Genomic DNA, 24,297 nt, shown 5'->3' on the forward strand with positions numbered 1-24,297 from the left:
GCCGCGCGCCGTGTCGATGACGCGCTGATAGAGCACGTCGTCGCTCGCCGCGAGGCCGATCTGGTTGACGAGCGTCGAGCGCATCTGTGTGACTAGCGGTTGAGACGGATTGATCCGCCAGTCGGGACGCGCCGTCAGATGATCGGACCAGAAGCCCGCGAGTTGCTGCGAAACGTCGAGCCATTCGCCCGCACGCATGCCGGTGGGTGCAGGCCAGACGTCGAGCAGTTGTTGCCTGAGAAAGGTTGCGTCAGTGCGCGCCGGGGTAGCGAGCATCAGGTACGCCTTCAGGCGATTGTAGGCCTGCTGCTGCGCATCGTGACTCTGCTGTTCATCCGCGCGAACCTGCGAGAACCGGGCGAGTTGCCCTTCGAGCGCCCGCGCGACTGGCTGGCGCAGGTTGCGCATAGCCACGGCCTGATAGGGCCGCCAGAGCGCGTCGAGCAGTTCATCGTTGTGCGAGAGACCTGCGCGCAGATACCACGGTGCGCCATGGTCCCGGCGGTATTCGAGCGTCTTGATCTGCTGCTGCAGGGCGAGTTGCGCGCGCATCGCCTGCGGTGAACCTGGCGTGGCCTCCAGGGCAACCGTAGCGGTCGTTTCGGCCTCCTTGACAAGGGCGTGGTTACCGAGGCCCGAGACGACCAGCGCGACCGTCCACATGACGACCCCAATGAGGAAAACCAGCGCGAGGGCGTCGGGCCAGTAAAAGCCGGCGCGCCTGCCCCGATAACGGGGCGACCCACCAGCGATCTCTTTCCAGACCGGGAGCAGCGCGGCGGGCTGCTCGCGCGTAACCGCTACCGTCTGCGACACATCGGCAGGCTGACCCGGCGTAGCGTTTGCGTTTCCGTCCGCGACGGGCACCGGGACGACGGTCGGCCCCGGAAAGACCGGCGCGAACATGACACCCGCGAGCGGCGCGCGCAGCCAGTTCGAGGCGGCGAGCGCGCCCAGGCTCGCAGCAATCCGCGCGGCATGGTCGCCGACATATTTCGAGACTTCCATCAGCCATACCGCGTTCTCGCGCGTATACAAGCGCACGCCCGCGTCTGCCGACCAATGCTCGACCTGGTTGAGCAACTCCGGCAGTCTGGCGGCGGCGTCCTGCGCCTGCCTGCGCGACTCGTTCGGCATGAAGGCGCCGACCGCTTCGAACCGTTGGGATGGACGACCCTCAGTCTCTACCGGGTGAAGGAACGTAACGGGTGCGGCCCAGCGAAGCGCAGTCGCGGTCATCGAGAGCGCTCGGGGCAGCTCCGTACCGGTCTCGTCGGCGCGCGCGACGTGAACCAGACCATCGACCGGACGACGGCTACGCAACTTGCGGATCTGGCCGAGCCACTTTTCTTTCTCGATACCGTCCGGCGCGGCGTGAACGAGGACGGTTTCGCCGACGTGCATGACGCCCGCCTGCTTGAGCCCGGGCGCAACCTGATCGACCCGCTCGTCGCTGCCGTCGAGCATCAGCCAGCGCAGACGGCTACGCCAGAACCAGCCATGCGCGACGCGCAGTTCCTCGGCCATGCGTTGCAGCCGCGCGTCGCACTTGAGCGGCTTCGCCGCCTTCGTACGGTCTCCGGTCTCACAGCGAAGGAGTCGCGCCGCGAAGCCGTAAGCGCCGGTCGCAAACAGGACGAGGTGAACGACGACAACGACCGCGAAGGTTGAGAGGATGACGATGATCGCCTTCAGGTGAGACTCACCCGGCGAGACGCCGACCATGTCGCCACGTAGCGATACGATGCCGATTGCGAGCAGGGCGACGACCAGCGCCGCGACGGGTATTCCCCAGATCGCCAGACGGCTTGACGGCGCAGATTCCTCCTTCGCGGTGGCGAGCTCAAGCGAGCGCAGGGAAAGCCTGGGGTCATTCATCGGTATTCCGGTTGTTATCGTTTGTTGCGGGCGTTACGCGCAGGACTGCGGACTGTAAGCCGTCAATGATGAGCTGCGGGCCGTCTGCCGCGCCTGATTCGATCGCCGCTATGATGGACAGCCAGCCGTTAGCGTCGCCGAGGTCGCCAGCGATGCGGTCGGGGCGTCGTTGCGCCTCGTCTTTTGAAATGGAATCCATATTGGCTGCGCGTAACGCCTTGTCGCTTCCGTCGACAGGACGCGTTATCCACGCTCGAACGATCGAGGCGAAGTCAGCCTTGCCCCATACCGCAGCGTTGGCGAAGCCGTATTCGACCTCGCCAGCGAGCCCGGTGACGGGCCTGTGCAGTAGCGCGGCGACCTTGACCGTATCCGGCAGCCGGAAGTATCCCGCCGTCATGAGTACAGCGACGCACCCCTCGGTGCTGCCTTCGGGCGGTCCCGCCTCGTGCCATGCGGTCGCGACGACGAGCAGAGGACGCGCATCCTTTGCGTCGAGCCACGCATCGGCGACCATCAGGCCGTCCTTAGCCGCTACTGCCTGTACCGCAAGCGGCGGGAGGCCCCCGATACGAAGTGCGTCAACGACCCTCGCGACGTCCTGCTGCTCGCTCCCCGGGGCGCTATGTACGCGAACCTGCGGCCACCATTGCCGCTCGTAGCACGTCAGGGCGCGCAGGGTCGCCGCCAACGGCTCAAGTGCCTGTGCGATCTTGAGCGTCATTAGGGAAATCTGCTTCGTCGCGGTCTCCTCCACGCTGCGTGCTTCACCAACCTCAAGACTAACCGTAGGAAGTTCGTCGACCATCCAGTCCGCCTCCTTGAAGCGGCAGTGCAACACGAGTTCCAGGCCGGTTCGGGACAACTGTGAAACGACGAGGCGCGTCCCGGCGGCAATCGCTCCGGCAAGCGTCTGGCCGCCAAGCGGCAGGCAGTAGCCGACGCCGAGCACCTGGAGGGGTTTCTGCGCGGTGCGGAGCCGCTCCGCGAGCCACCGGCCCCGATGATGGTTGCGCCAGTACGCCCGGTACCAGAGGCCCTCGTATCCAGCGCGCTCGATAGCAAAAAGGATCACGAACCCACCGTTAGGAGCGCAAAGGAAGCAAAACCAGAACCATCCCCCGCTTGCGGGCTGTCCCTTCGGCCAGAGCAGCATTGCAATGGCGACGCCGCACACGTTGCAGGCAAGCCAGATGCAGAACCACCACGGCCAGAACCGGGGGCGGCGAGGATAGGTACTAGGGCGTCCGGCCAAAGACAGATCGACCGGCATTACTCGATATTGACGTTCTGGAGCGACGAAATCAGGCGGCAGCCGCACGCGCAATGGTAATGATGAAAGGCGACCCACTTGCCGTCGCGGTCGGGGAACTTCGAGTAGCCCTCATCGATAACGGTCGGGCCGTGCTCATCGCAGATGGCCTCGTCGCCCTTGCGGGCAAGCGGGCGGCCCATGAAGTTGAACCACTCGGAGCCGCCGGTCACTTCGCCGCCGTGTTCGAGCTTGTCGCCTTTGCGGATTGGGGACTTTGCATTCACTTTTTACCCCCTTATGGCTTGCATGATTGCTGTATCAATTTGAGACTCTCTAAGCGTTGCCTCGCGAGAGCAAGCGACAAATCACTACCAATCCAACCTGTTAAATTATTCGCTTTTTGAACAACGTCATCCGCTACGCGCGATGCCTGAGACAGATAGCCTTCCGCAAGACTCGCGCAAGCCGCTCCATTTTTAGATTTTATTACCGAATCCACCTCATTAATTCTTTTATTTACATCTGCAACACCCTCGTCATAGCACTGCTGAAGAATCATTCCACAACCAGATTGACAGTTCAACCGGTCGTGCTGAGTGCGATCCATGCACGCCTGGAAAGCATCAACGTTGATTACCCTACAAAACGCACTATCAGACACCATCATTAATAAAAACGCAAAAAAGCAATAAATCTTCATGGCATCAACCCCTTTAGCTCGGTCTCGATAAATCAATAACAACTGTAGTATGCTTCGGCGTCGCAACATTAACCCGAGCACTCGGAGGTATCCAATCGGTAAAAATATCTCTCGTATACCATGTAAAGGCGAACCTCTCGAAATAACCAAATCCTCCACCATTCACGAGGACGTTGACCCGATGAATCGTTTCTGGTGAAATTCCGAGATCAGCGGTCCTACTGATGCTTCTTACCCCATCGTGATGTTTCCATATCCAAAAGAAACCTCCGCTATCGCACGCCGCCAATGAATCGGACGCAAGAACGTCGGGGTCGTAACGCGGCGCCCAGCGTTTTGGGACCCCTACTATAGTGATGTGCCCGTGAGAATCCTTTCTCGTCGGATCATCCCAGTAATGAAGCGATGCCTGCGTAATCCGAGACTCGCTGTATGAGCCACCATTGCTTGCTCTCGCAGAAAAATCTCCATACGCCTCGTATTCGCCCGCCCAAGTCAATTGCAAGATGCCTCGTCCATAGAACGCTGCGTAATACTGCGTCATCGGAATACCCGGATTTGGAGCCCCACGCCCGTATTCCCTAAAAGTCTTCCAATGATCCGTCTCAATATATGTTTGAGCCAGAAATATCGCGAGCCTCTCCGAAGACGAATCAAGCGAATATTTTCTAATCGTCGCATTCAAATTAGAAAGATGCGGAGAAATGCGCTGAATCACTTGGGACGCCGTTAATACATCTGACGTTGGCGTACGAAGAGATCCAGTTTGGGTCAACCATCCATGGGCAGGCATAATCTGGCTTAGTTCGCTCGTCCCGATCCACTTACATTTCCTGAAATGCCGGATAAACGCGAGCGGATGGAAGAACCAGAGCTTCTGTCCGGCTGGCAGACCGGTCACGTCCCAGAACTGGATATCCTTGAGGTATTTCAAAAAGTCGTCGTAACCGTTCTGGTTACCGTGATAGAAGCCGCCCTCTTCGAGCAGTTTGGCGTAGCGCGTCCTGTTGTTCGTGCTATCCCATTCGCTCGGTGTATTGCAGATGAATCCGCGCAATACTTGGCGCACCGGGTCGCTGCTCTTCAGGTAGGTCGAGAGCGCGACCTCATGCTGAGGCTCCGTAATGTCCTCAATCACCGGAAGCTGCCCACTTTCCCCCGCATCCTTGACAAATTTCCTGAGCACAGCGAGGTCACACCTGCCGTTGCTATCGAACGGAGTATTGCCGTCGGTAATCTTCTGCCAGCCCATGAACGACGAGAAATCCGCATCGGACAGCTTCTTGATCGCCGCCTTGCTGATATCGATATACCCTTGCTTCCCTGCGTCGAAGGCTATTTGAGCCCACGTCACAGATTGGCTGGGTATATTCACTGGATGTGGGTTTCCCGGCAACGCTCCATCGACCGGAGGTGGTGAGTTGGCAGGTTGATCCGTTAGCGTGGCCGGTGTAGAAAGAATTCGTCCGAAGCGCAACATCTCGTACCCGCCGCTCGGACAGGCGCCGTAGAGCGCTGTCGCGCGCTTGTAAAGATCGTATTCGTAGTCGGCCTCGCATACTGGCTGCTCCGTTAGGAGCGTGCGCGAGCCGTCCGTCGCAACGCTCCAGACGTTGGTGTATTTCGCCCCCTTGCTAAAGTACGTCTCGACGATCAGCGGCAATGCGTTCGTACCCGTCTGGCCGGTCTCGAACTTGATACCGTGCAGCTTGCTGTACTCATCCGTTTGGGGCGGTAACGCAAAGAACTGCTGCCCGGCGGGAATCGAGTACCAGGTGTGGCCCCAGCAGTCCGACGTCGTCGGCGTCGTCGGCGCGGCAACGCCGAGTTGCGTATGGCCGAAATACACATCGAAATCGTGCGGTAGCATGAATATCTCAAAGTGCAACTGCGTCACACCCTGGTAACGCCCGAGATAGCCAATTACGTCCTTGCGCCGGACTGTCTGGCCGCTCCCCTTCGCTGCTGGCGTCACCTTCCCCTGCGTGTCCGGACCGGAGGGCTTGCGCAGGAATTCGGGCAGCAGTTTCCCGTCATGCCCGAATGACTGATACTCCGCGAGCGGCAGCAAATGCATATAGAGCGAATAGAACGTCAGCGTGCGACCATCGCCCGTTTCGGTTGAATGCTTGAGCAGCACAAAGCCAGCATTGCCGTTGTCAGAGTCCATCGCGTGCTGGCAGACCCGGTACGCGACGACCTCGCCGTCGGCGATGGCATGCACCGCGCCGTGCGTGTCGGGCGCGAGATGGATACCGCAATGCCAACTCCGGTCGGATGCAATTGGATAAATGCCGTGCCCGAGTTCAAACTCGTCGACAACGTCCATCATGGGGTCCGCCTTCGAAGCGTCGGTGGACGTAAGGCCCGATTCGGGTAGAAAGGGAGGGCTGATGATCATGGCGTGTCAGTTCGTATGGGGAGGACGGTCATTGAGCTTCAGGTTGCTGCCAAGCAGGGATGGCAACTTGGCAGGCACGTTGTCGGGTCCGACGAACGTGAACGAGCCTGCCTTGATGGTGAACGCGCCGGGACAATGGAAGGTCATGTTGCCGTTCTCGATGACGAGCGAGGCTCCGCCGCTGTTGAGCGTGATTTTCGACTTCGCCGCAACCTGGACGTCCGCGCTCTCGCTCGCGATGCGGAACTGCTTCTGCGCGAACAGGTCCATGCCGTCGGTTAGCGCCGAGGCCGTCAATTTGCCCTTTGCCGCGACCAGGTTGATACCGAGCTTGTGCGCGCAGAACGAGATCAGATCGCCCGCCGCCATGCGCAGACGTTTCGCAATGCTGACGTCCATGTCCCGGGCTGTCGCGATCAGGTTCTCGCCCGCCGAGTGCTGTACCGACTTTGGTGTCACGAACGCCATGCCGCCGGGGGCGCTTGCGAGCAGGCCCGCATCGCGAAGCTGGTTCAGCCCGTCCTGGAGCGCCGCCTGCGTCGCCCGGTCGGCAGGGTCGGCCCCGGCCTGCGTCGTCGCCGCCGCGAGGTCCGTTACGCGCTGTAGCGCTGCCTTGAGCTGCGCGACGGCGGCAGGCATCTCCAGATGCGGCGTATCAGGTCCTGCCGCCGCGTCTGCCGAGAAGAACAGCCCCTTCACCGCGCGCATCGTGCCCCACGACTTCGAGGTAATTTCGAACCCCTCGCCGCGAGGGAGCTTTTTACTGTTGAGCAGGTAGCCCTGATTGATCGCAGTCTGGCTGTAGACCGTCGCGATACGCGCGCTTTCCTTGCCCTTAAGGTCGTTGAAAACGATCTCGGCCCCGAGGAGCGGCGAGCGCCAGATTGCATAGCTAAAGAGCGCATCGGTGCTTCGGACCACGTCAGGGTGCGAAAAATCGTGAAGGGCTCCGGTTAAATGCAAACGATCTACATCGCCATGCGCCCCGTCGATCAAAACCTCGGTGTCCGGTAGCAGAGGCGAGTGGAAACCGCCCTGGTAGGACGACGAAGGACGCACCAGACGCAGGTTCAGCAGCTTGTTGTTGGCATTGGCCGAACCTTGCAGGAACTTCGGCAAAACCGGATAACGCCCGTACTCGTCAACGTACGCGTATGGCGCAGAGTCGAGGGTTCCGACAACGCCAACTACAGGACCGGACAAAAATCTCCAGTCCCGCTCGTAAACGAAGAGAGGGCGATAGGTCAGGTGCGCCGGCATTGCCTTGAACCGTGTATAGGCCGGTTTCGTGCGACTACCCTTCATCTTGAACGAAGTCACCACGAAGCCGTATTCGGCGCTCGGCATCTTCGCGTTGGTCAGCTTGATCACTACGCCCGGTGCAATGCCCTTCGCGTCGCTAGCGCCAGCGAGCGTCACCTGACGCGCGACTTGCTCGTCGCGTCGCGCCTGAGCGAGCGTCTCGCCCTGCTGCTGCGTCAGATGGAACTCGGCGCTGCGGCTGATCTGCCCGAATACCGAGCGGTCGTCCGCGTCGTCGGAAACGTTCGCCGTCGCCCGTAGCGGGTCCTCCGGCGTCCTGTAATTGCGTTCCCATAGCTCAATCGTCGCGGGCACCAGGGCACGCTGCTCATGAACCTCCTGCGCCGCTTCGTGCCAATTGCTGTGCAGGCCCGAACTGGCCAGCAGCGGCAGGTTGACCGAGCGGATATAGGCGCGCGGATTGTTGGCGAACACGAGGATATCGAGCAGGCCGCTCTCGCCGCGCTCCTGCCGGTAGAACCAGAAAATCCCCTTACGCTTCGCGTGACGTGCGATGAAATCCCAGACGGACTCCTCGTACATGACGATCTGCTGCATCTTTTCCTGCGGCCCTTCGAGCTGGAACTCGACGTCGAAAGCGTCGAAGTTTTTCCCGTCGACCAGCTTCTTTCGCACCATCTCCTCGAACGTGACATCGTCGAGCACATCCGAGTGGATCATGCGCTTGCCGAGCGCGGCTCGATGCGTACCTTGTACGCTGCCTCGTCGCGACTCGTACGGACGCGCTTCCAGCGCGTCGCTATCCCGTTGAAGGTGGCCGCTGCACGGTCGACGGGCGTCGTCCAGCTCGCCGAGGGCACAGTGGCGCGTTCGTCGACGTGCAGGCCCGCGCGCCGCCCGACGTAGTCCTTGCCGTCGATATCGAGACGGGGCGACGTGACCGTAACGTCGACGACGTAGTCCTTGCAGAATCCGCCGCACACCTTGAAGTCGAGCACATCGAGGTCGAGTGCCTCCTTGCCGATCCACAGCCTGAGATGCTGACCCAGACGTACGCTCGGATGACTAAGCGCATCGGTAAAGTTCTTGGCCACAGCAGTCATTCGCACATCCCATTCCGGTTGAAAGGCACGAGGTGAGATCGTTGCTTTCGCAGCCAACGGCTCCGGCATTTAGGGGTTGCGGCAAAAAAACGTCAATCGAATCGAACTGAAGTGTCTGGATTTATCAAGGTACTTTGTCGACAAATGACAAGTCAGATTTATACGATTTTTCGAGATGGAATGATGTGGTATTTGGGGTCACGCTTTGCGGCACCGGGCGAGTAACTCGGCGGCGGCGGTGATAACATGCGCTGCAAAAGGCTCGTCGTCCGGTGACACACTCAAGTCTTCAACAGATCTCGGTGAACGACTTCACGACGCGGCCTTATGTGCGGCTCAGGTAGTCAGCCGTCGATACGCGCTCAAATGACGAACCAAACCCTGCGGATCGCCCCGTCTTTCGAGCAGCATTGCCAGATTGTGGTGCGCATCCGCGTACGTCGGATCGAGTTCGAGGCAGCGCATATAGCTTCGCTCGGCATCTTCGAAGCGGCCCAGCTCCTCGAATGCAATCGCGCGATTGAAGTGCAACACGGCGTCGTCGGGGAAGTGAGCCAACGCCTCATCGAATACACGCAGCGCATCCTCGCACCGGGATTCGAGTTCACACAGCAGCGCACCCAAATCAACGTAGGCAGGATAAAAAGGTTGCGGCGATAGCGCTATGGCCTTCCTGTACGCCCGCTCGGCACCGTTCACATCCGACGCTCTCAATTGCTCGCCGAGGTCGTACCACTCGTGCGCCTGATGCGCGAGATTCTTCTGCGCCGGCGCGGAGTCGAGAAACACGACGTCGCCCTTGATTTCCGCCACTTCGAAATCCAGCAGGAACTGACCGGTGGCGGCATCCCATTGCGAAGGACCGGTTCGCACGGCCACGTCGTTGCCGACTGCCGATACGCGTATCCCCGTAAGCGGCAATTCATCGGGCAACTCGTCTCTGAGCCGTGTGAGCGCCATGATGATCTTGCGCGGCGCAATGCGCGCATCGCGCAACTGCAATGCCGTACGCAGCAGCACGACGTCCTGGAACGTGAAGCGGTAGGCGTTTCGCGGTCCCCGTGACGGCTTCACGAATCCTGCGGCAACGAGGCCCGACACCACCCTCCGGGAAACGCCCAGCATGGCCTGCAATTCGCGCATCGATATCTCGCGCGCGGCGACTTGTGGCGTCACTTGCGTGCCCGGACCTTGGCAGGCGCTTCAGCGGGTGCCTTGGCGGCACGCGCCGGCGGCTTGCGCGTTTTGGGCGCGACAGGCAGTTCGCTAACGGGCTCCGCGCTCTTGCTGCGCTTCGGCGCCGGAGCGGCTTTCGCTTTCGCGCCACCCTTCAAACTCGCGCGCAAGGCGTCCATCAGGTCGATAACCTGTCCGCCGCCAGCCAGCTCTTCGCGAGCCTCGTGAACGACGACCTGCTTGCCTGCGATCTTTTCGTCGATGGCCGCGAGGATGCGCTTCTTCTCTTCGTCTTCGTACGCAGTCGGGTCGTAATTGTCTTCGGCGCCCTGCTCGATAATCTGCAGCGCGAGTTTCATCTCGGTATCAGATACGTCGACACGTTCGACATGCAGGTCGGCCAGCGAGCGCACCTCGTCCGCATACAGCAATTGCTGAAAGACGAGTCCGTCTTCTTCGGGGCGCACCTGCACGATCCGCGTCCGGCCTTTTGACGCCCATTTCGCCAACGCGCAGCGGCCGCTCTGCACGAGTGCCTGCTGCAACAGGCTGTAAGGCTTGCCGCCTCGCTTGTCGGGCGCAATGTAGTAGGCCTTGTCGTAGAAGACCGGGTTGATCGCCTCTTCCGGGATGAAAGCCATGATTTCGACGACATGGCTCGCCGCATCTTCCAGCGCCTTTAGCTCGTCGGTGGTGAAGACCACGAAGCGGTCCTTTTCGAATTCGTAGCCCTTGTTCATGCTCGAACGCTCGACCACGTCGCCCGTTTTCTCGGAAACGTATTGCTGCTTCACGCGCGAACCGTCGGGCGCCAGCATGTGAAACCGGACGTCGGACGAACTCTCGGTGGCGGTATAGAGCTTCACCGGAATCGAAACGAGCCCGAAGGACAGCGTCAGGGAAGCGATTGAGCGGGCGGGCATGGACTTCTCCTCGCGGATTTGCAGGTTCGGCTCGTCGCTTACGCAAAGCGCGTGCCGCCGCCGACTGGCGGTCGTTTCATTTTAGGAGCTTTATCGCCGATGCCAACGATTGCGCCCCCGACCAGTAATCTGCCCACGGGTCCTGCTGCTGGAAGCTGAGATACTCGCGGGCCGTTTGAACGGTCCACTGCGCCCCGCTCTTGAGGTCGTTCAACTGCGCCCAGGCGACCGGCATCGAGACGCCCATTCCGGGTCGCGCACGCGCGGAAAATGCCGCAGCGGTGGTCTGCGCCTTGCCGTTGCGCAGGTAGTCGACATAGACCTTTCCGACCCGGTTCGAAGCCCCGGCGGTCGCCGAAAAGCGCTCGGGAATCGTCTTCGCCAGATGCCGCACGAATGCCTGCGAGAACGACTTGACCGCATCGTAGTCCAGCCGCGGCGCGAGCGGCACGACGACGTGCAAGCCCTTCCCGCCGCTCGTCTTCAGCCAGGCTTGCAGCCCTAGTTCCGACAACAACGTTTGAACCAGCAGCGCCGCTTCCTGAACGCGTCCCCATTTCACGCCCTCGCCTGGGTCCAGGTCGAAGATGACCCTGTCGGGCTTGTCGAGTCGTCGAACGGTCGAATTCCAGGTGTGAAACTCGACGGCGTTCATCTGTGCCGTCGACAGCAGCGCGTCGACCGTGTCGACGGTCAAGAGGGGCGGATGATTCGGCCAGAGACTGCGGTCGTGAGCCGTCAATCCGGGCATGCCTGTTCTCTCGGCATGCTTCTGAAAGAACAGGTCTTCGGCGATGCCTGCGGGCGCACGGACCATCGCAATGGGCCGGGCCTTCAGGTGAGGCAGGATCCGCTCGGCGATACTCGCGTAGTAGCGCACGAGGTCCGCCTTCGTGACACCCGTCGATGGGTCGACGACACGCTCCGGATGCGTGATTTTCAGCTTCAGTTGCGGCTCCGGCGCCTGCGTCTTTCCACCCTCCCGGACGACGCCGCTCGGCGGCTTGTCGATACGCAGACCTCTGAAGGAAGCCTGGCGGATGACGCCATCGGCGGTCCAGTCCGCGAATTCGACCTCTGCGACGAGTTCGGGGCGAACCCACCGCTCGCTGCCGGCCGAGCGCCGGGCCCACCGGCGCGACCTCGCGACGTCGACTTCAAAGGGTGCCGCATCGACTTCGAGCGGCGTCAGCCGCGCCCACAGGTCCCGCGCGGTCCGGGCGTCCCAGCCGGTGCCGACGCTTCCGGCGTCGCGAAGCTTGCCGTCTGCGTAGTAACCCAGCAGCAGGCTGCCAATCTCCCCGTCTTTGCCGCCTCGGCCCGTGAAGCCGCAGATGACCAGTTCCTGCCGCAGCCGGGACTTCGCCTTGAGCCAGGTCTGGGTCCGCCCCGATTCATAGGGCGCGTCGCGGCGCTTGAGCATGAGGCCTTCGAGGCCCAGGCCCGAGGCGGCCTCGAACAGTTGGGCAGGGGGCGCCTCGAAGTCCTCGCTGAACCGGATGTGCTCACCGGCATTGGCAAGATGCCGCGCGAGCAGCATGCGCCTCGACCACAGGGGCACCTTCCTGAGGTCTTTCCCGTCGAGATACATCAGGTCGAACAGGAAGTAGACGATGTCCTGATTCGCGTTGCCGTCGATGACATCTTGCAGCGCAGCGAAACTGGGAAGGCCATTTTTGAGGACCGTGATCTCGCCATCCAGCCACGCACTGTCGAGCGCAAGCGCTTCGACCTCGGCAGCAAGCGCGGGAAAACTCGCGGTCCAGTCGTGACCGCCTCGTGTGATGAGTCGCACTCGTCCTTTGGCGATACGGGACAGCATGCGATAGCCGTCGAGCTTGGCTTCGGTGATCCAGTCGCCACTTGCAGGAAGTGAAGGCGCCAGGGTCGCGAGTTGGGGCTCGAATCTGGCAGGCAACGGGGCAGACACCGCCGCGGAAAGGTCCATTTCCGACGACTCGCTGCGCGCAGGCCTCGCGACCCTCGGCGCACGGTCCTCGATGAGCCCGAGCGGCTTCGCCGTGACGCTATCGGGAAGCGCCTTGATGACATCGTATTCGGCAAGCGGCTGCGCCCACGCATCGCGCTTCTTGAACAACATCCAATGGTCTTGCCTGTCGTCGGGCTTCGATATGCGGACCAGTTCCCAGAGTCCGGCAAGCTTTTCGCCGTGGAGCCGGAAAACCAGCTTGCCGGCAGTCATTCCCTCCCGCGGATCGCCGACGGGTTCCCAGCTGCCACGGTCCCAGACGATCACGTCGCCGGCGCCGTATTGTTTTGCCGGAATCGTGCCTTCGAAGCCCGCGTAGTCGGCAGGATGGTCCTCCACGTGTATGGCCATCCGTTTTTCCTTCGGGTCGTAACACGGGCCTTTGGGTACGGCCCAGGACAGCAGCACCCCGTCGAGTTCGAGTCGAAAGTCGTAGTGCAGCCGGCTCGCCCAGTGCTTCTGCACGACGAAGCCCAGATGTCCATTTTCAGCGGGCGGGCTGGCGGCCGGTGGCGCCGGTTCGGGCGTGACACGGAAATCCCGCTTTTTCCCGTAGCGGGACAGCGGCGGTGATGACGGATTGCGGTCGCGGGTTGAGGCCATGACGATAGTCTAGGAAGAACTCTCGCCTGGTGCGTCGCATTCAGGTTTGCGATGGCAATCACGCCGTTCTCCTCGAGCCGCGCAATGCGGTTCTGGACGGTCGCCCGCGCCACGCGCAACGGCTTCGCCAGCGTATGTCGAAAGCCTCGTGGGCTTCAGCGCGGGCGCCGGCGAAGCGGCCACATCCAAAAGACAAAGCGGGAGCCGGCTCTCGCCGCTCCCGCCAGATCACTTCGTTGTGCTCACAAGCACCGCGCCAGAAGCCGCGGCAACGCTCAGCTCATATGCAGACCGCCATTGAGCGAGAAGTCCGCGCCGGTCGAAAAGCCCGCTTCGTCGGACGCGAGCCACGCCACGATCGAGGCGATTTCCTGCGGTTCGCCGAGGCGCCGCACCGGAATGCTGTCGACGATCTTCGAGAGCACTTCGGGCTTCACCGCCTTCACCATGTCCGTGCCGATATAGCCGGGCGAAACGGTGTTGACCGTTATGCCCTTGGTCGCCACTTCCTGCGCGAGCGCCATGGTGAAGCCGTGAATGCCGGCCTTGGCCGTGGAGTAATTCGTCTGACCGAACTGGCCTTTCTGCCCGTTCACCGACGAAATATTGATCACCCGCCCAAAGCCCCGCTCGATCATGCCGTCGATCACCTGCTTGGTCACGTTGAAGAGGCTCGTGAGATTGGTGTCGATCACCGCGATCCAGTCTTCGTGCGTCATCTTGCGGAAGACGACGTCGCGCGTGATGCCGGCGTTGTTGACCAGGATATCGATCTCGCCGACGTCCTTCTTCACCTTCTCGAACGCGGTAGCCGTGGAGTCCCAGTCGGCCACGTTGCCTTCGGACGCGACGAACTCGTAGCCAAGCGCCTTCTGCTCGTCGAGCCAGCGCGCCTTGCGCTGCGAGTTCGGACCGCAGCCCGCGACCACCGTGTAGCCATCCTTGTGCAGACGCTGGCAGATGGCCGTTCCGATGCCGCCCATGCCGCCGGTCACGTAGGCAATACGCTTTGCCATAGATCCTCCTTTTGCTTTAGGGGGTAGGTGAGTTGGGAAAGACTCTGGAGGATGGAGTCAGTTTGACGAGCGCCACCAAGCCGGGCGATGGGGAAATACCCGTACAGGAAAACGCCTGCCGCAATCCTTCCGTAAGACAGCGTGCCGGCCTTCGCTCGATACCGCCGGAGAACCGGATCAGCGTAGCAGCGTCCTTTGGGGGACACAAGACGATCACGCCCTCGGACGTGGGCCAAAGCACACAATTACCTGGCATGCCTCAATAAATGCCTGCGGGGAAAATGTGTTTTGCATAAAGATACGGCCCGGCTCCATTTGAGACCGGGCCGCACGCAGGCTCACTGCGCAAGCATCAACTGAGCATCAAAGGCCGGCGGCGAGGCGCTCGTTGCCATACCCGTCGGGCAAACCGGTCACGTATTCCAGCCGCCCCACTGCTTCGAGCAGCGAGCGGCCGGCAATCGTGAGCGACAGCCGGCGGTGGCCTTCCGTCCATTGCTCGAGCGCAACCAGCTGACGCTCGAGCAGCGTGTCCAGTTCCTGGCGGTTCATGTCGATCTGGTCCGGCGAATGGCGGACCAGCATCAGCGTGGCGAATTCTTTCGGGCTCAGCAACGTTGTCTCCCAGTAACTTTCATGCCGCAACCAGGGGCACAGGGCCGCATATATTCGAGCCTCAATGTGACACGGGCATGACTGTCACAATTTCGCTCCCGCACTATATTGATCCTGCATATCCGGCGTTGCTGCCCTCTTTTCGGACAGCGGCGTCTGTGCCGGCACGAGCGCCGCGCCGCATTCCTCCACGAGGTTGCGCAGCGAGGTTGGGAAGAGCGTGCCGGGGTCGTCGGCAATGCCTGCGCCGTCGTCGCGCAGCGCCGCGCCGATGCCCACCACGATGGTCGCGTCGGGCGCACGCTCGCGCAGGCGCCGCACGAGATTGCGCAGGTACGGCGCCGACTCGGGCGCATCGAGCGAGACCACGCAGATGGCCGGCGAGCGCTCGTCGATCATGGCCCCGCGCGTGGCGCGCACTTCGTCGTAGGTGGTGGCCGTGCAGGGAATATTGCGCCGCATGAGCAACTGGCCGACGATCGCCACCGCCACGTCGTCGAACGCGCCGCGTCCGGGCACGCAGAGCACCTCGCCCGCGTCCGGCGAAAGCGTGAATTCGATCACCCTCGCGCCTTCGTCCGCGCCCTCGGCGGACTTCCTTGCGCTCTCGTCCGCGGCTGCGGCGTGGCGCGAATCGTCCACGGATTCGAGGTCCTCGACGATATCGAGCAGCGCCTGGTTGATGCGCGCGACCTGCTCGCCGGGCAGCACGCCGCGCATGGCGTCGTTGCGCGCGAGGCGCAGGCCCTCGAACGCCACCTGCTCGTAGTAGTCGATGAGCGGCATGCTCGTGAGCAGCCGGTCCGCCTGCAGCAGCGCTTCATGGGGATCGTCGGCAAGCAGGCGCTGGTAGCAGGTTTGCGCGGGCGTGAGCGCGGGCTGGTCGCCGAGCAGGATCGTGAGGAAGTTCAGCCGGTCCACGTAGCGGCCGAGCGTGACGATGCACAGCGTGAGCGGTGTCGAAAGCACGAGCCCCACGGGCCCCCACAGCCAGCTCCAGAAGATCGCCGCCACCACCACGGCCAGCGGCGAGAGGCCCGAGCGCTTGCCATAGAGCATCGGTTCGGCGAACTGCCCCGCCACCACGTCCACGACGATGAAGAAGATCAGCGTCGTCACGCCCATGGTCCATTGCGGCTGCGTGGCCGCCGCCACGATCGTCGCCATGATCGCCGCGATCCAGATGCCGATGTACGGCACGAAGCGCATGAGCGCCGCCACCGCGCCGAACAGCAGCGCGCCCGGCACGCCGATGCCCGCCAGCCCCAGCGCGATCACCCCGCCCACCGTGACGTTCACGCCGACTTGCGCGACGAAGTAGCGCGAGAGCCGCTGCGAGGCGTCGTTGATGGCGGTCGTGGTGCGGTGCAGGTCGTCGGAGCCGAACACGCTGATGAGCCGGTCGCGCAGATCCTCGCGCTGGAACAGGATGAAGATCGTCACCACGAGCACGATGAAGGTCGTCTCGAGCGGCGCGATAGCCGGGGCGAGCGCCTTTTGCGCGAGCGTAAGCGGCGTGGGCGCGGGATTATGGATCTCCACGGGCATGGGCTGCTGCGGCTGGTTGCGCGCCGCGCGCCCGCGCGGCTGCGGCGGCGCGGGCGGCGGCGTGGGCGTCACGCGCTGCAGCGCGGTGGCGGCCCGCGACATCAGCGAATCGGCGCGGCCCACGGTTTTTTCCTGCACCGTTTGCACTTTCTGCTCGATCTCTTCCTGATACTGCGGCAGGGAGGCGGAAAGCTGGTAGACCTGCGCGGCGATCAGCGCGCCCACGCCGGCGAGCGCGAGCACGGTGGACAGCACCGCTACGAGAATGGCGAGGAACTGCGGCAGATGAAAGCGCCGCAGCGTGGTGACGAGCGGCGCCAGCAGAAAGCTCAGCAGCACCGAGAGCGTAATGGGAATCAGCACCGCACGCCCGAAGTACAGGCCGCACACCACGACCACGCCGGTAATGACGGAGGCGAGGCTGTGCAGCGTGGGCGGGCTCGGCGGAAACACCCGGTTGCGTCGGCCCTGCGGCGGCAGCGGGAAATTCATGTCGGATCGGATCGGCAAAAAAAAGAAACATCGGGGCCGCGCTGGCTCGGGCAAGCGCACGGCCCCTCTATACGCACGAAGCGCGCCTCGAAATGGTACCGCGCCCACACGCGTGGGGCCCAGCCGTCCAGATTTTCGCAGGTCGCGAGGGCGGGACGCAAAATCCGCGCGTCACTGCGTCTGCGTCTTGCCCGTGACGAGATCCTGGTTGCGCGCGGTCAGGAACTGGATGAGCCCGTCCACGCCGCCCTGCTGGATCTTCTCGTTGAACTGCTGGCGATAGGTCTGGATCAGCCACGCGCCGAGCACGTTCAGGTCGTAAAGGCGCCAGCCCTGCGGCGTCTTGTACAGGCGGTAATCGATTTCGATCGGATTGCTGCTGGTCTGCGCGAGCGTGCGCACGACGACGTCGGTGTCGCCAGGCGAGCTGCGCATGGGCGGGTACTCGATCTTCTGGTCAGGCTTGAGTTGCGCGATGGCGCCCGAGTAGAGATGGATCAGCAGCAGCTGGAACTGCTGCTCGATCTGCGCCTGCTGCTCAGGCGTGGTGGTGCGCCAGTGCGGCCCCATGGCGAGGCGCGTGGTGCGGCGAAAATCGACGTACGGAAGAATGTCGCGGTTGACGATATCCTGGATGCGCGCGATGTCGTCGGGCGCGACGGCCTTCGTGCGGACTTCGTCGAGGATCTGCTGCGTGGCGGTCTTGATGAGCGCCTGCGGGTCCGACTGGTCCACCTGGGACGATTGAGCGAACGCCGCCGTAGCGGGCAGGAACGACAGACACCACGCGAGCAGCGCGGTCATGCGGAATAACCTGGTCATCGATATCTCTGGGCAATGGCGGGAGCGGCGAGCGGGCGCGAAATCGACAAGCCGCACGCATCGCGCGAGCGCACGCCAGCGCTCAGTCTAGCGGGTCGGGCGCACTCAGGTCGGATCGTTGTGCCGCGCGTGCGCTCGTGCATTCACGCGCGCGGCCCGCGCGCACGCGCGTCGGACGCCGCGAGAAACGCCTCGAGCCCGAAAAGCCAGGCCACGCAAAACGAGAGGCGCGATAGCACCGCCGGCATCGGGTCGCCTTCGCTGTCCACGGCGCCCTCCTCCAGCGCGGTCTCGCCAGAAGCGGGCGCGCCTGACAGTGGCGCGGACGTCGTCGATAACGGCGATTGCTGGCGAGAAATGGCTTCGGGCTCCATGGCTGCGGTGCTCCTCGGTGCGGACCGGATTGTGATTGGCGTTACGGTGAAGCAAGACACATACCATGTCGTGGCATTGCGCCCGGACCCGCCCGCAGCCACGCTTGCGCACCCGCACGCCACTTCCGCCCTGTAAAAACTACACGCGCGTCACGGCAAAGCGGAGGGGCCCGCGCGCGCCAGGCCCAGCAGTCGTTGCGCGGGCAAGCGGGCACGAAAAACGCATGCAGCCGCACGCCCGCCCGTTCGCTCGCCTTGCCTGCCCGCGTAATCGGTTCAATTGCAATGCAATCGGGATCGACTCGATTCGATCGTGTAAGGTTCAGCGGTTCGTCTCGAAGACGAGGCGCGCCCCATCGCTCAGGAGATCGCATGAACACACCGGAACAGGTTCGCATTGCGGACATCCTCGGCCAGCATCGCGACACGCTGCTCGTCGAATGGCTGCGCCTGCATCTGCCGATCGCGCTGCGCCGCGGCCTCGCGATGGAAGGGGAAATTCGCGAGCAGTTCTCCGCGTTCCTCAACGTCTTTCTCGACACGCTGCCGAACACCGAAACCTTCGACTCGGGCCGCCCGGAGTGGGAGCCGGTGCGCGCGTTCCTCGCGGAATTGTCGGCGCACCGCGCGCGTCAGGGCTACACGCCGGTCGAAACGGCCACCTTCGTGTTCTCCTTCAAGGAGCCGCTCTACGCGCGCCTGCGCTCGGCCTATGCGCACGATCCCGCCGAACTCGCCCAGCTGAGCTGGCAGGTGAGCCTGCTGCTCGACGGCTTCGGCCTCTATACCACCGACATTTTCCAGAAGAGCCGCGAAGCGATCATCGCGCGCCAGCAGGAAGAGCTGCTCGAGCTTTCCACACCCGTCGTGCAGCTTTGGGAAGGCGTCCTCGCGCTGCCGCTCATCGGCACGCTCGATTCCGCGCGCACCCAGGTCGTCATGGAGAGCCTGCTGCAGAAGATCGTCGACACGGGCGCGGGCCTCGCGATCATCGACATCACGGGCGTGCCCACCGTCGACACGCTCGTCGCGCAGCATCTGCTCAAGACCGTGGCCGCCGCGCGCCTCATGGGCGCGGACTGCATCATCAGCGGCATCCGCCCGCAGATCGCGCAGACCATCGTGCACCTGGGCGTCGATCTCACCAACGTCACGACCAAGTCCACGCTCGCCGACGCCTTCGTCATCGCGCTGCAGCGCATCGGCGCGACCATCCTCTCGCCGAAGGCCACGGCCTGAGCGCCACGCAGCGCCACTGAAGCACGGGAACCGCACACGATGGAACGCATTCCGATTCTGCGCCTCGGCGACTGCCTGATCGTCACGATCCAGGTGGACATGCACGACCGCCTCGCGATCGCACTGCAGGACGACCTCACCGAGCGCATCGTCAAAGAGTCGGCCAAGGGCGTGCTGATCGACATCTCGACGCTCGATGTGGTCGACTCGTTCATCGGCCGCATGATCGGCAACACGGCCGCCATGGCGATGGTGCTCGACGCGCAGACCGTGGTGGTCGGCATGCAGCCGTCCGTGGCGATCACGCTGGTGGAGCTCGGCCTCACGTTGTCGGGCGTGCGCACCGCGCTGAACGTCGAAAAAGGCATGGCGCTGCTCAAGCAGCGTGAGCTCCGTTGAGTCCCATTACTCCGTTAGCTAGCACGTCTCTTGCGTTCGATCATGAATAGCAACGACACGACCGGCAGGCTTGCGGCCCAGGTGAGCCTGAGATCGGACGAGGAAATCGTCCGGCTGCGGCAGATCGTGCGCGACGCCGCCATCGCGCAGGGTTTCTCGCTCATCGAACAGACCAAGTTCGTGACGGCGGCGAGCGAGCTCGCACGCAACACGCTGCAGCATGGCGGCGGCGGCGATGCGCGCCTCGAAGTGCTGGAAAAAGGCGTGCGCGTGGGACTGCAGCTCTCGTTCGTCGATCAGGGTCCGGGGATTGCTGACATCGAGCGCGCGCTGCAGGACGGCTTCACGAGCGGCAATGGCCTGGGCCTCGGCCTGGGCGGTTCGCGGCGCCTGTGCGACGACTTCACGATCGAATCGACTCCGGGTGGCGGCACGACGGTCACCATCACGAAATGGAAAGTACGCTAGACGGTGCGGCCGGTTCAGCCGGCGGCACCCACCGCTCCTTCGAGATCGGCGAGGCCAGCGGCGTCGCCTTTGCACGCCGCGGCGCCAGCGAAGCCGCGCGCATTGCCGCGCTCGGCGAGACCGACGCCGGCCGCCTCGCAATCGTGCTCACGGAAGCGGCCACCAACATCCTCAAGCATGCCGGCCACGGCGAACTGCTCGTGTGCGCGCTGGAGGGCGCGGTGGAGCTGATCGCGCTCGACAGCGGCCCCGGCATGCCCGACGTGGGCACCGCGCTCGCCGACGGCCACTCCACGACCGGCACGACCGGCACCGGGCTCGGCGCGATCCGGCGGCTCTCGAACCAGTTCGCCATTTACTCGCAGCCGGGCGTAGGCACCGTGTTGCGCGTGCTGGTGCAGAAAAGCGGCGGCAACGCCGCGCGCGCGGCATTCACCGGCCCCGAGGTCGGCGCCGTGTGCGTGCCACACCCCGGCGAGGAAGTCAGCGGCGACGGCTGGCGGGCGCAGGCCGACCAGAGCGGCCTCACGCTCGCACTCGCCGACGGCCTCGGCCACGGCGCCGAAGCCCACGTGGCCGCCGTGGCCGCGCTCGACGTGCTGCGCCGCCGCGCCGGCCTCGCACCCGCCGCGCTGATGGAACTCTCGCACGCGGCCCTGCGCCCCACGCGCGGCGCGGCGCTCGCGCTCGTGCGCATCGATCTGGCGCGCGGCGCGCTCGCGTTCTGCGGCACGGGCAACATCTCGGCGGTCGCGTATGGCGCGGGCCGCCCCATCGATAACCGCGTTTCAGGCGGCCACACGCATCGGCCCGCCAGCGCAGCACCGTCCGCGCGCGAGTGCTATCAGCTCGTCTCGCGCAACGGCATCGTGGGCCACACGATGCGCGGCATCCAGGAGTTCGAACTGACGTGGAGCGAGAACGCGCTGCTCGTCCTGCATTCGGACGGCATCGCCACCCGCTGGGACCTCGCCGCCTGGCCCGGACTCGCCAACCAGCCCGCCGTCGTGATTGCGGCCGTCCTCTACCGAGACTTCGCGCGCCGGCGCGACGACGCCACCGTCGTCGTCGTGCGCGCACGCCCCGGAGTACAGTTGAACCATGAATAAGCCCCTGCTGCGCATCCGGCTGGAAACCGCCCAGGACGTCGTCGCCGCGCGCCGCCGCGCGCGCGAGCTGGCCGCCGGGCTCGGCTTCTCGCCGCTCGACCAGACGCGCATTGCGAGCGCCGTCTCCGAAATCGCCCGCAACGCGTTCGAATATGCGGGCGGCGGCGAAGTCGCCTTCGCGCTGGAAGGCGAGCGGCCGCGCGAAGCGCTCGCCGTGCAGGTGAGCGACCAGGGCCCCGGCGTGCGCGAGCTCGAAGCCGTGCTCGACGGCACCTGGCGATCGCCCGGCGGCATGGGCCTCGGCATCACGGGCAGCCGCCGTCTGATGGACCGCTTCGAGATTCGCTCGTCGGCCGGCGGCACGACCGTCACCATGGCGCGCGACTTGCCGCACGAGCGCAGCGAGGCGAGCGGCGCAGAACTCGAGCGCATCGTGCGCGAACTGGCTGCACGCAGTCCGCAGGAAGGCGCACACGGCGACTCGCTCGAAGAACTGCAGCAGCAGAACCGCGAACTCGTGACGGCGCTCGACGAACTGCGCGAGCGCCAGGAAGAACTCTCGCGCCTCACGCAGGAGCTGGAAGCGACCAACCGCGGCGTGGTGGCGCTCTACGCCGAACTCGACGAGCGCGCCGAGGAACTGCGCCGCGCCGACATGATGAAAACGCGCTTTCTCTCGAACATGAGCCACGAGCTGCGCACGCCGCTCAGTTCGATCCGCGCGCTCGCCAACCTGCTGCTCAACCGGCTGGACGGCGACCTGAGCGTAGAGCAGGAACGCCAGGTCAAGCTGATTCTTTCGTCTGCGGAAAGCCTGGGCGAGACCGTGAACGACCTGCTCGATCTCGCGAAGATCGAAGCCGGCAAGACCGAAGTCGTGCCCTCGTGGTTCGAGCCCGCCGACCTCTTCGCCGCGCTGCGCACGATGCTCATGCCGCTGCTCGACACGCCCGACGTCACGCTCGAATTCGGCTCCACCGCAGGCCTGCCGCAGCTTTACACCGACGAACCCAAACTCACGCAGATCCTGCGCAATTTCGTTTCGAACGCGCTGAAGTACACCGAGCGCGGGCAGATTCGCGTGGGCGCCCAGTGCATGCCCGGCGACGGCGACGAAGCGCGCATCACTTTCTTCGTCGCCGACACGGGCATCGGAATTGCTCCCGAGCACCACCAGATCATTTTCGAGGAGTTCGGCCAGGTGCAGAACCGCCTCCAGCAGCGCGTGAAGGGAACGGGCCTTGGCCTGCCGCTGTGCCGCAAGCTTGCGGCGCTGCTGGGCGGCGAAGTGGGCGTGGAAAGCGAGCCCGGCGTGGGCTCGACGTTCCGCCTGAACCTGCCGGTGCGCCTCGCCATGTCCGTCGAGAACGAACCCGAGATCTCCGGGGACGCGGCGCCATGAACGCGCACGCCACACTCATCCTCAACGTCGACGACAACGAAGGCGCGCGCTACGTGAAGTCGCGCGTGCTGCGCCACGCCGGCTACGCCGTGATCGAAGCCGCGACGGGCCAGGCCGCGCTCGAAGCCGTGCGCGGACAGGCGCCTGCGATCGTCCTGCTCGACGTGAAGCTGCCCGACATCAGCGGCATCGAGGTGTGCCGCCTCATCAAGGCGGACCCGGAGACGAACTCCACGCTCGTGCTGCAGACCTCCGCCGCCGCGGTGCAGACGCGCGACAAGATTCTCGCGCTCGACGGCGGCGCCGACAGCTACCTCACCGAGCCCGTCGAGCCCGCCGAGCTGGTGGCGAACGTGCGCGCGCTCCTGCGCCTCTACGCTGCCGAAAAGGCGCTGCGCGACGCCGACCGCCGCAAGGACCGCTTCCTCGCGACGCTCGCGCACGAACTGCGCAATCCGCTCGCGCCGATTCGCAACGCCATCGAACTGCTCGACCCGCGCCACGGCGCGAACGACACCATGCGCGCCGACGCGCGGCAGATCGCGAGCCGCCAGGTCGAGCATCTCGGCCGCCTCGTCGACGACCTGCTCGACGTCTCGCGAATCTCGCACGGCAAGATCGCGCTGCAGATGAGCACGCTCGACCTGCGCGAGATCGTCCAGGTCGCCGTGGAAACGAGCCGGCCCTTCCTCGACGCGAAATCGCAAACGCTCACGGTCGAGATCGACTGCGAGCCGTGCCACGTGACCGGCGACGCGATACGCGTGGCGCAGATCATCAGCAACCTGCTTTCCAACGCCGCCAAGTACACGGCCGAAGGCGGCCAGATCGCGCTGCGGCTCGAAGCGGATGTCTACGAGATCCTGATTCGCGTGCGCGACAATGGCATCGGCATCGCGCCCGACGAGCTGCCCTATGTGTTCGAGCTTTTCATGCAGTCGCGCGAAGCCGTGAAGCGCGCCGACGGCGGCCTCGGCATCGGCCTCGCCCTCGTGCGCGAACTCGCGGAACTGCATGGCGGCTCGGTGAGCGCGCATTCGGACGGGCTGGGGCACGGCTCGGAATTCGTCGTGCGTCTGCCGCTCGCGCGGGTGCCGCAATGCGAAGCGCCGCTCGGCAAATCGCAAGGCGCGGGGCACCAGACTGAGCCCGCGCGCCGCCGCGTGCTGATCGCCGACGACAACGTCGATTCCGCTTCCTCGCTGCTCATGCTGCTGGAACTCGAAGGCCACGAGGTGCGCGTCGCGCACGACGGTCCGAGCGCGCTCGCGCTCGCGCAGAGCTTCCTGCCCCACGTGGCGATTCTCGACATCGGCTTGCCCGGCATGGATGGCCATGCGCTGGCGAAGGCGCTGCGCGCCGAGCCGGCCACCGCCCACGTGCAATTGATCGCGCTTACGGGCTACGGCCAGGAGCGCGACCGCCAGGCGGCGAGCGATGCGGGCTTCGACCGGCATCTGGTCAAGCCGGCGCCGTACGACGAGATCCTGCGGGAAATCGAAAGCGCGCCGCCGGATTGAG

At 64.1% G+C, this 24,297-nt stretch carries 21 protein-coding genes and 1 pseudogene; 6 read left to right on the forward strand and 16 right to left on the reverse strand.

Features of this window, described 5'->3' with window-relative positions:
* The 16 genes and pseudogenes from AB4Y40_RS34850 to AB4Y40_RS34925 form a co-directional block, all read right to left on the reverse strand.
* Positions 1 to 1,878: ImcF-related family protein (locus AB4Y40_RS34850; RefSeq protein ID WP_368691715.1), on the reverse strand; the 1,878-nt coding region annotated here is incomplete at its 3' end.
* Positions 1,871 to 3,151 (reverse strand): hypothetical protein, encoded by a 1,281-nt coding sequence (locus AB4Y40_RS34855; RefSeq protein ID WP_368691716.1) that lies wholly within the window; start codon positions 3,149 to 3,151, stop codon positions 1,871 to 1,873. The genes AB4Y40_RS34855 and AB4Y40_RS34850, both read right to left, overlap by 8 nt.
* Positions 3,151 to 3,417, reverse strand: a complete 267-nt coding sequence (locus AB4Y40_RS34860) for a PAAR domain-containing protein (protein WP_368691717.1) — start codon at positions 3,415 to 3,417, stop codon at positions 3,151 to 3,153. Before AB4Y40_RS34860 ends, AB4Y40_RS34855 begins: the two co-directional genes overlap by 1 nt.
* A gap of 11 nt (positions 3,418 to 3,428) precedes the next feature.
* On the reverse strand, positions 3,429 to 3,833 hold the full coding sequence (locus tag AB4Y40_RS34865; protein ID WP_368691718.1) for a hypothetical protein: 405 nt from the start codon (positions 3,831 to 3,833) through the stop codon (positions 3,429 to 3,431).
* 13 nt (positions 3,834 to 3,846) lie between these two features.
* Positions 3,847 to 6,165, reverse strand: coding sequence for a M23 family metallopeptidase (locus AB4Y40_RS34870; RefSeq protein ID WP_368691719.1), 2,319 nt, complete (start codon positions 6,163 to 6,165; stop codon positions 3,847 to 3,849).
* Positions 6,166 to 6,240: 75 nt separating this feature from the next.
* Entirely contained in the window at positions 6,241 to 8,202 is a 1,962-nt protein-coding gene (locus tag AB4Y40_RS34875) for a DUF2345 domain-containing protein (protein ID WP_368691720.1), read from the reverse strand.
* Positions 8,203 to 8,213: 11 nt separating this feature from the next.
* On the reverse strand, positions 8,214 to 8,600 hold the full coding sequence (locus AB4Y40_RS34880) for a contractile injection system protein, VgrG/Pvc8 family (RefSeq protein WP_368691721.1): 387 nt from the start codon (positions 8,598 to 8,600) through the stop codon (positions 8,214 to 8,216).
* A 336-nt stretch (positions 8,601 to 8,936) separates the two neighbouring features.
* A complete protein-coding gene (locus AB4Y40_RS34885) occupies positions 8,937 to 9,776 on the reverse strand; it encodes a tetratricopeptide repeat protein (RefSeq protein ID WP_368691722.1) in 840 nt (279 codons plus the stop codon).
* Positions 9,773 to 10,699, reverse strand: coding sequence for a Ku protein (locus AB4Y40_RS34890; RefSeq protein ID WP_368691723.1), 927 nt, complete (start codon positions 10,697 to 10,699; stop codon positions 9,773 to 9,775). Before AB4Y40_RS34890 ends, AB4Y40_RS34885 begins: the two co-directional genes overlap by 4 nt.
* 76 nt (positions 10,700 to 10,775) lie before the next feature.
* The gene (ligD, locus tag AB4Y40_RS34895; RefSeq protein ID WP_368691724.1) at positions 10,776 to 13,292 is read right to left on the reverse strand and encodes a DNA ligase D; all 2,517 of its coding nucleotides are present in this window, start codon (positions 13,290 to 13,292) and stop codon (positions 10,776 to 10,778) included.
* Positions 13,293 to 13,348: 56 nt separating this feature from the next.
* A pseudogene (locus AB4Y40_RS34900) lies at positions 13,349 to 13,423 on the reverse strand (AsnC family transcriptional regulator); the annotation flags it as partial.
* A gap of 144 nt (positions 13,424 to 13,567) precedes the next feature.
* Positions 13,568 to 14,308 (reverse strand): 3-ketoacyl-ACP reductase, encoded by a 741-nt coding sequence (locus AB4Y40_RS34905; RefSeq protein WP_368691725.1) that lies wholly within the window; start codon positions 14,306 to 14,308, stop codon positions 13,568 to 13,570.
* Between the two features lie 363 nt (positions 14,309 to 14,671).
* The gene (locus AB4Y40_RS34910; RefSeq protein WP_342922955.1) at positions 14,672 to 14,923 is read right to left on the reverse strand and encodes a hypothetical protein; all 252 of its coding nucleotides are present in this window, start codon (positions 14,921 to 14,923) and stop codon (positions 14,672 to 14,674) included.
* 84 nt (positions 14,924 to 15,007) lie between these two features.
* Positions 15,008 to 16,963, reverse strand: a complete 1,956-nt coding sequence (locus AB4Y40_RS34915; protein WP_368691726.1) for an AI-2E family transporter — start codon at positions 16,961 to 16,963, stop codon at positions 15,008 to 15,010.
* Positions 16,964 to 17,134: 171 nt separating this feature from the next.
* The gene (locus tag AB4Y40_RS34920; RefSeq protein WP_368691727.1) at positions 17,135 to 17,785 is read right to left on the reverse strand and encodes a phospholipid-binding protein MlaC; all 651 of its coding nucleotides are present in this window, start codon (positions 17,783 to 17,785) and stop codon (positions 17,135 to 17,137) included.
* Between the two features lie 143 nt (positions 17,786 to 17,928).
* On the reverse strand, positions 17,929 to 18,159 hold the full coding sequence (locus AB4Y40_RS34925; RefSeq protein ID WP_368691728.1) for a hypothetical protein: 231 nt from the start codon (positions 18,157 to 18,159) through the stop codon (positions 17,929 to 17,931).
* A 372-nt stretch (positions 18,160 to 18,531) separates the two neighbouring features.
* On the opposite strand from AB4Y40_RS34925, the gene AB4Y40_RS34930 reads away from it, so the two are divergent.
* From AB4Y40_RS34930 to AB4Y40_RS34955, 6 genes are read left to right on the forward strand one after another with little or no spacing between them, the layout of a single operon-like run.
* Entirely contained in the window at positions 18,532 to 19,398 is an 867-nt protein-coding gene (locus AB4Y40_RS34930) for an STAS domain-containing protein (protein ID WP_368691729.1), read from the forward strand.
* A gap of 39 nt (positions 19,399 to 19,437) precedes the next feature.
* Positions 19,438 to 19,797 (forward strand): STAS domain-containing protein, encoded by a 360-nt coding sequence (locus AB4Y40_RS34935; protein ID WP_368691730.1) that lies wholly within the window; start codon positions 19,438 to 19,440, stop codon positions 19,795 to 19,797.
* A gap of 42 nt (positions 19,798 to 19,839) precedes the next feature.
* A complete protein-coding gene (locus AB4Y40_RS34940) occupies positions 19,840 to 20,265 on the forward strand; it encodes an anti-sigma regulatory factor (RefSeq protein WP_342922961.1) in 426 nt (141 codons plus the stop codon).
* Positions 20,250 to 21,374: an ATP-binding protein gene (locus AB4Y40_RS34945; protein WP_368691731.1), complete on the forward strand. Its 1,125-nt coding sequence runs from the start codon at positions 20,250 to 20,252 to the stop codon at positions 21,372 to 21,374. Before AB4Y40_RS34940 ends, AB4Y40_RS34945 begins: the two co-directional genes overlap by 16 nt.
* The gene (locus AB4Y40_RS34950; protein WP_368691732.1) at positions 21,367 to 22,776 is read left to right on the forward strand and encodes a sensor histidine kinase; all 1,410 of its coding nucleotides are present in this window, start codon (positions 21,367 to 21,369) and stop codon (positions 22,774 to 22,776) included. Before AB4Y40_RS34945 ends, AB4Y40_RS34950 begins: the two co-directional genes overlap by 8 nt.
* Positions 22,773 to 24,296 carry a response regulator gene (locus AB4Y40_RS34955; RefSeq protein WP_368691733.1) on the forward strand — a complete coding sequence of 508 codons (1,524 nt, stop codon included), beginning with the start codon at positions 22,773 to 22,775 and terminating at the stop codon, positions 24,294 to 24,296. Before AB4Y40_RS34950 ends, AB4Y40_RS34955 begins: the two co-directional genes overlap by 4 nt.
* Position 24,297 lies beyond the last annotated feature (1 nt).

Source organism: Paraburkholderia sp. EG287B, assembly GCF_040965595.1.
GTDB lineage: Bacteria > Pseudomonadota > Gammaproteobacteria > Burkholderiales > Burkholderiaceae > Paraburkholderia.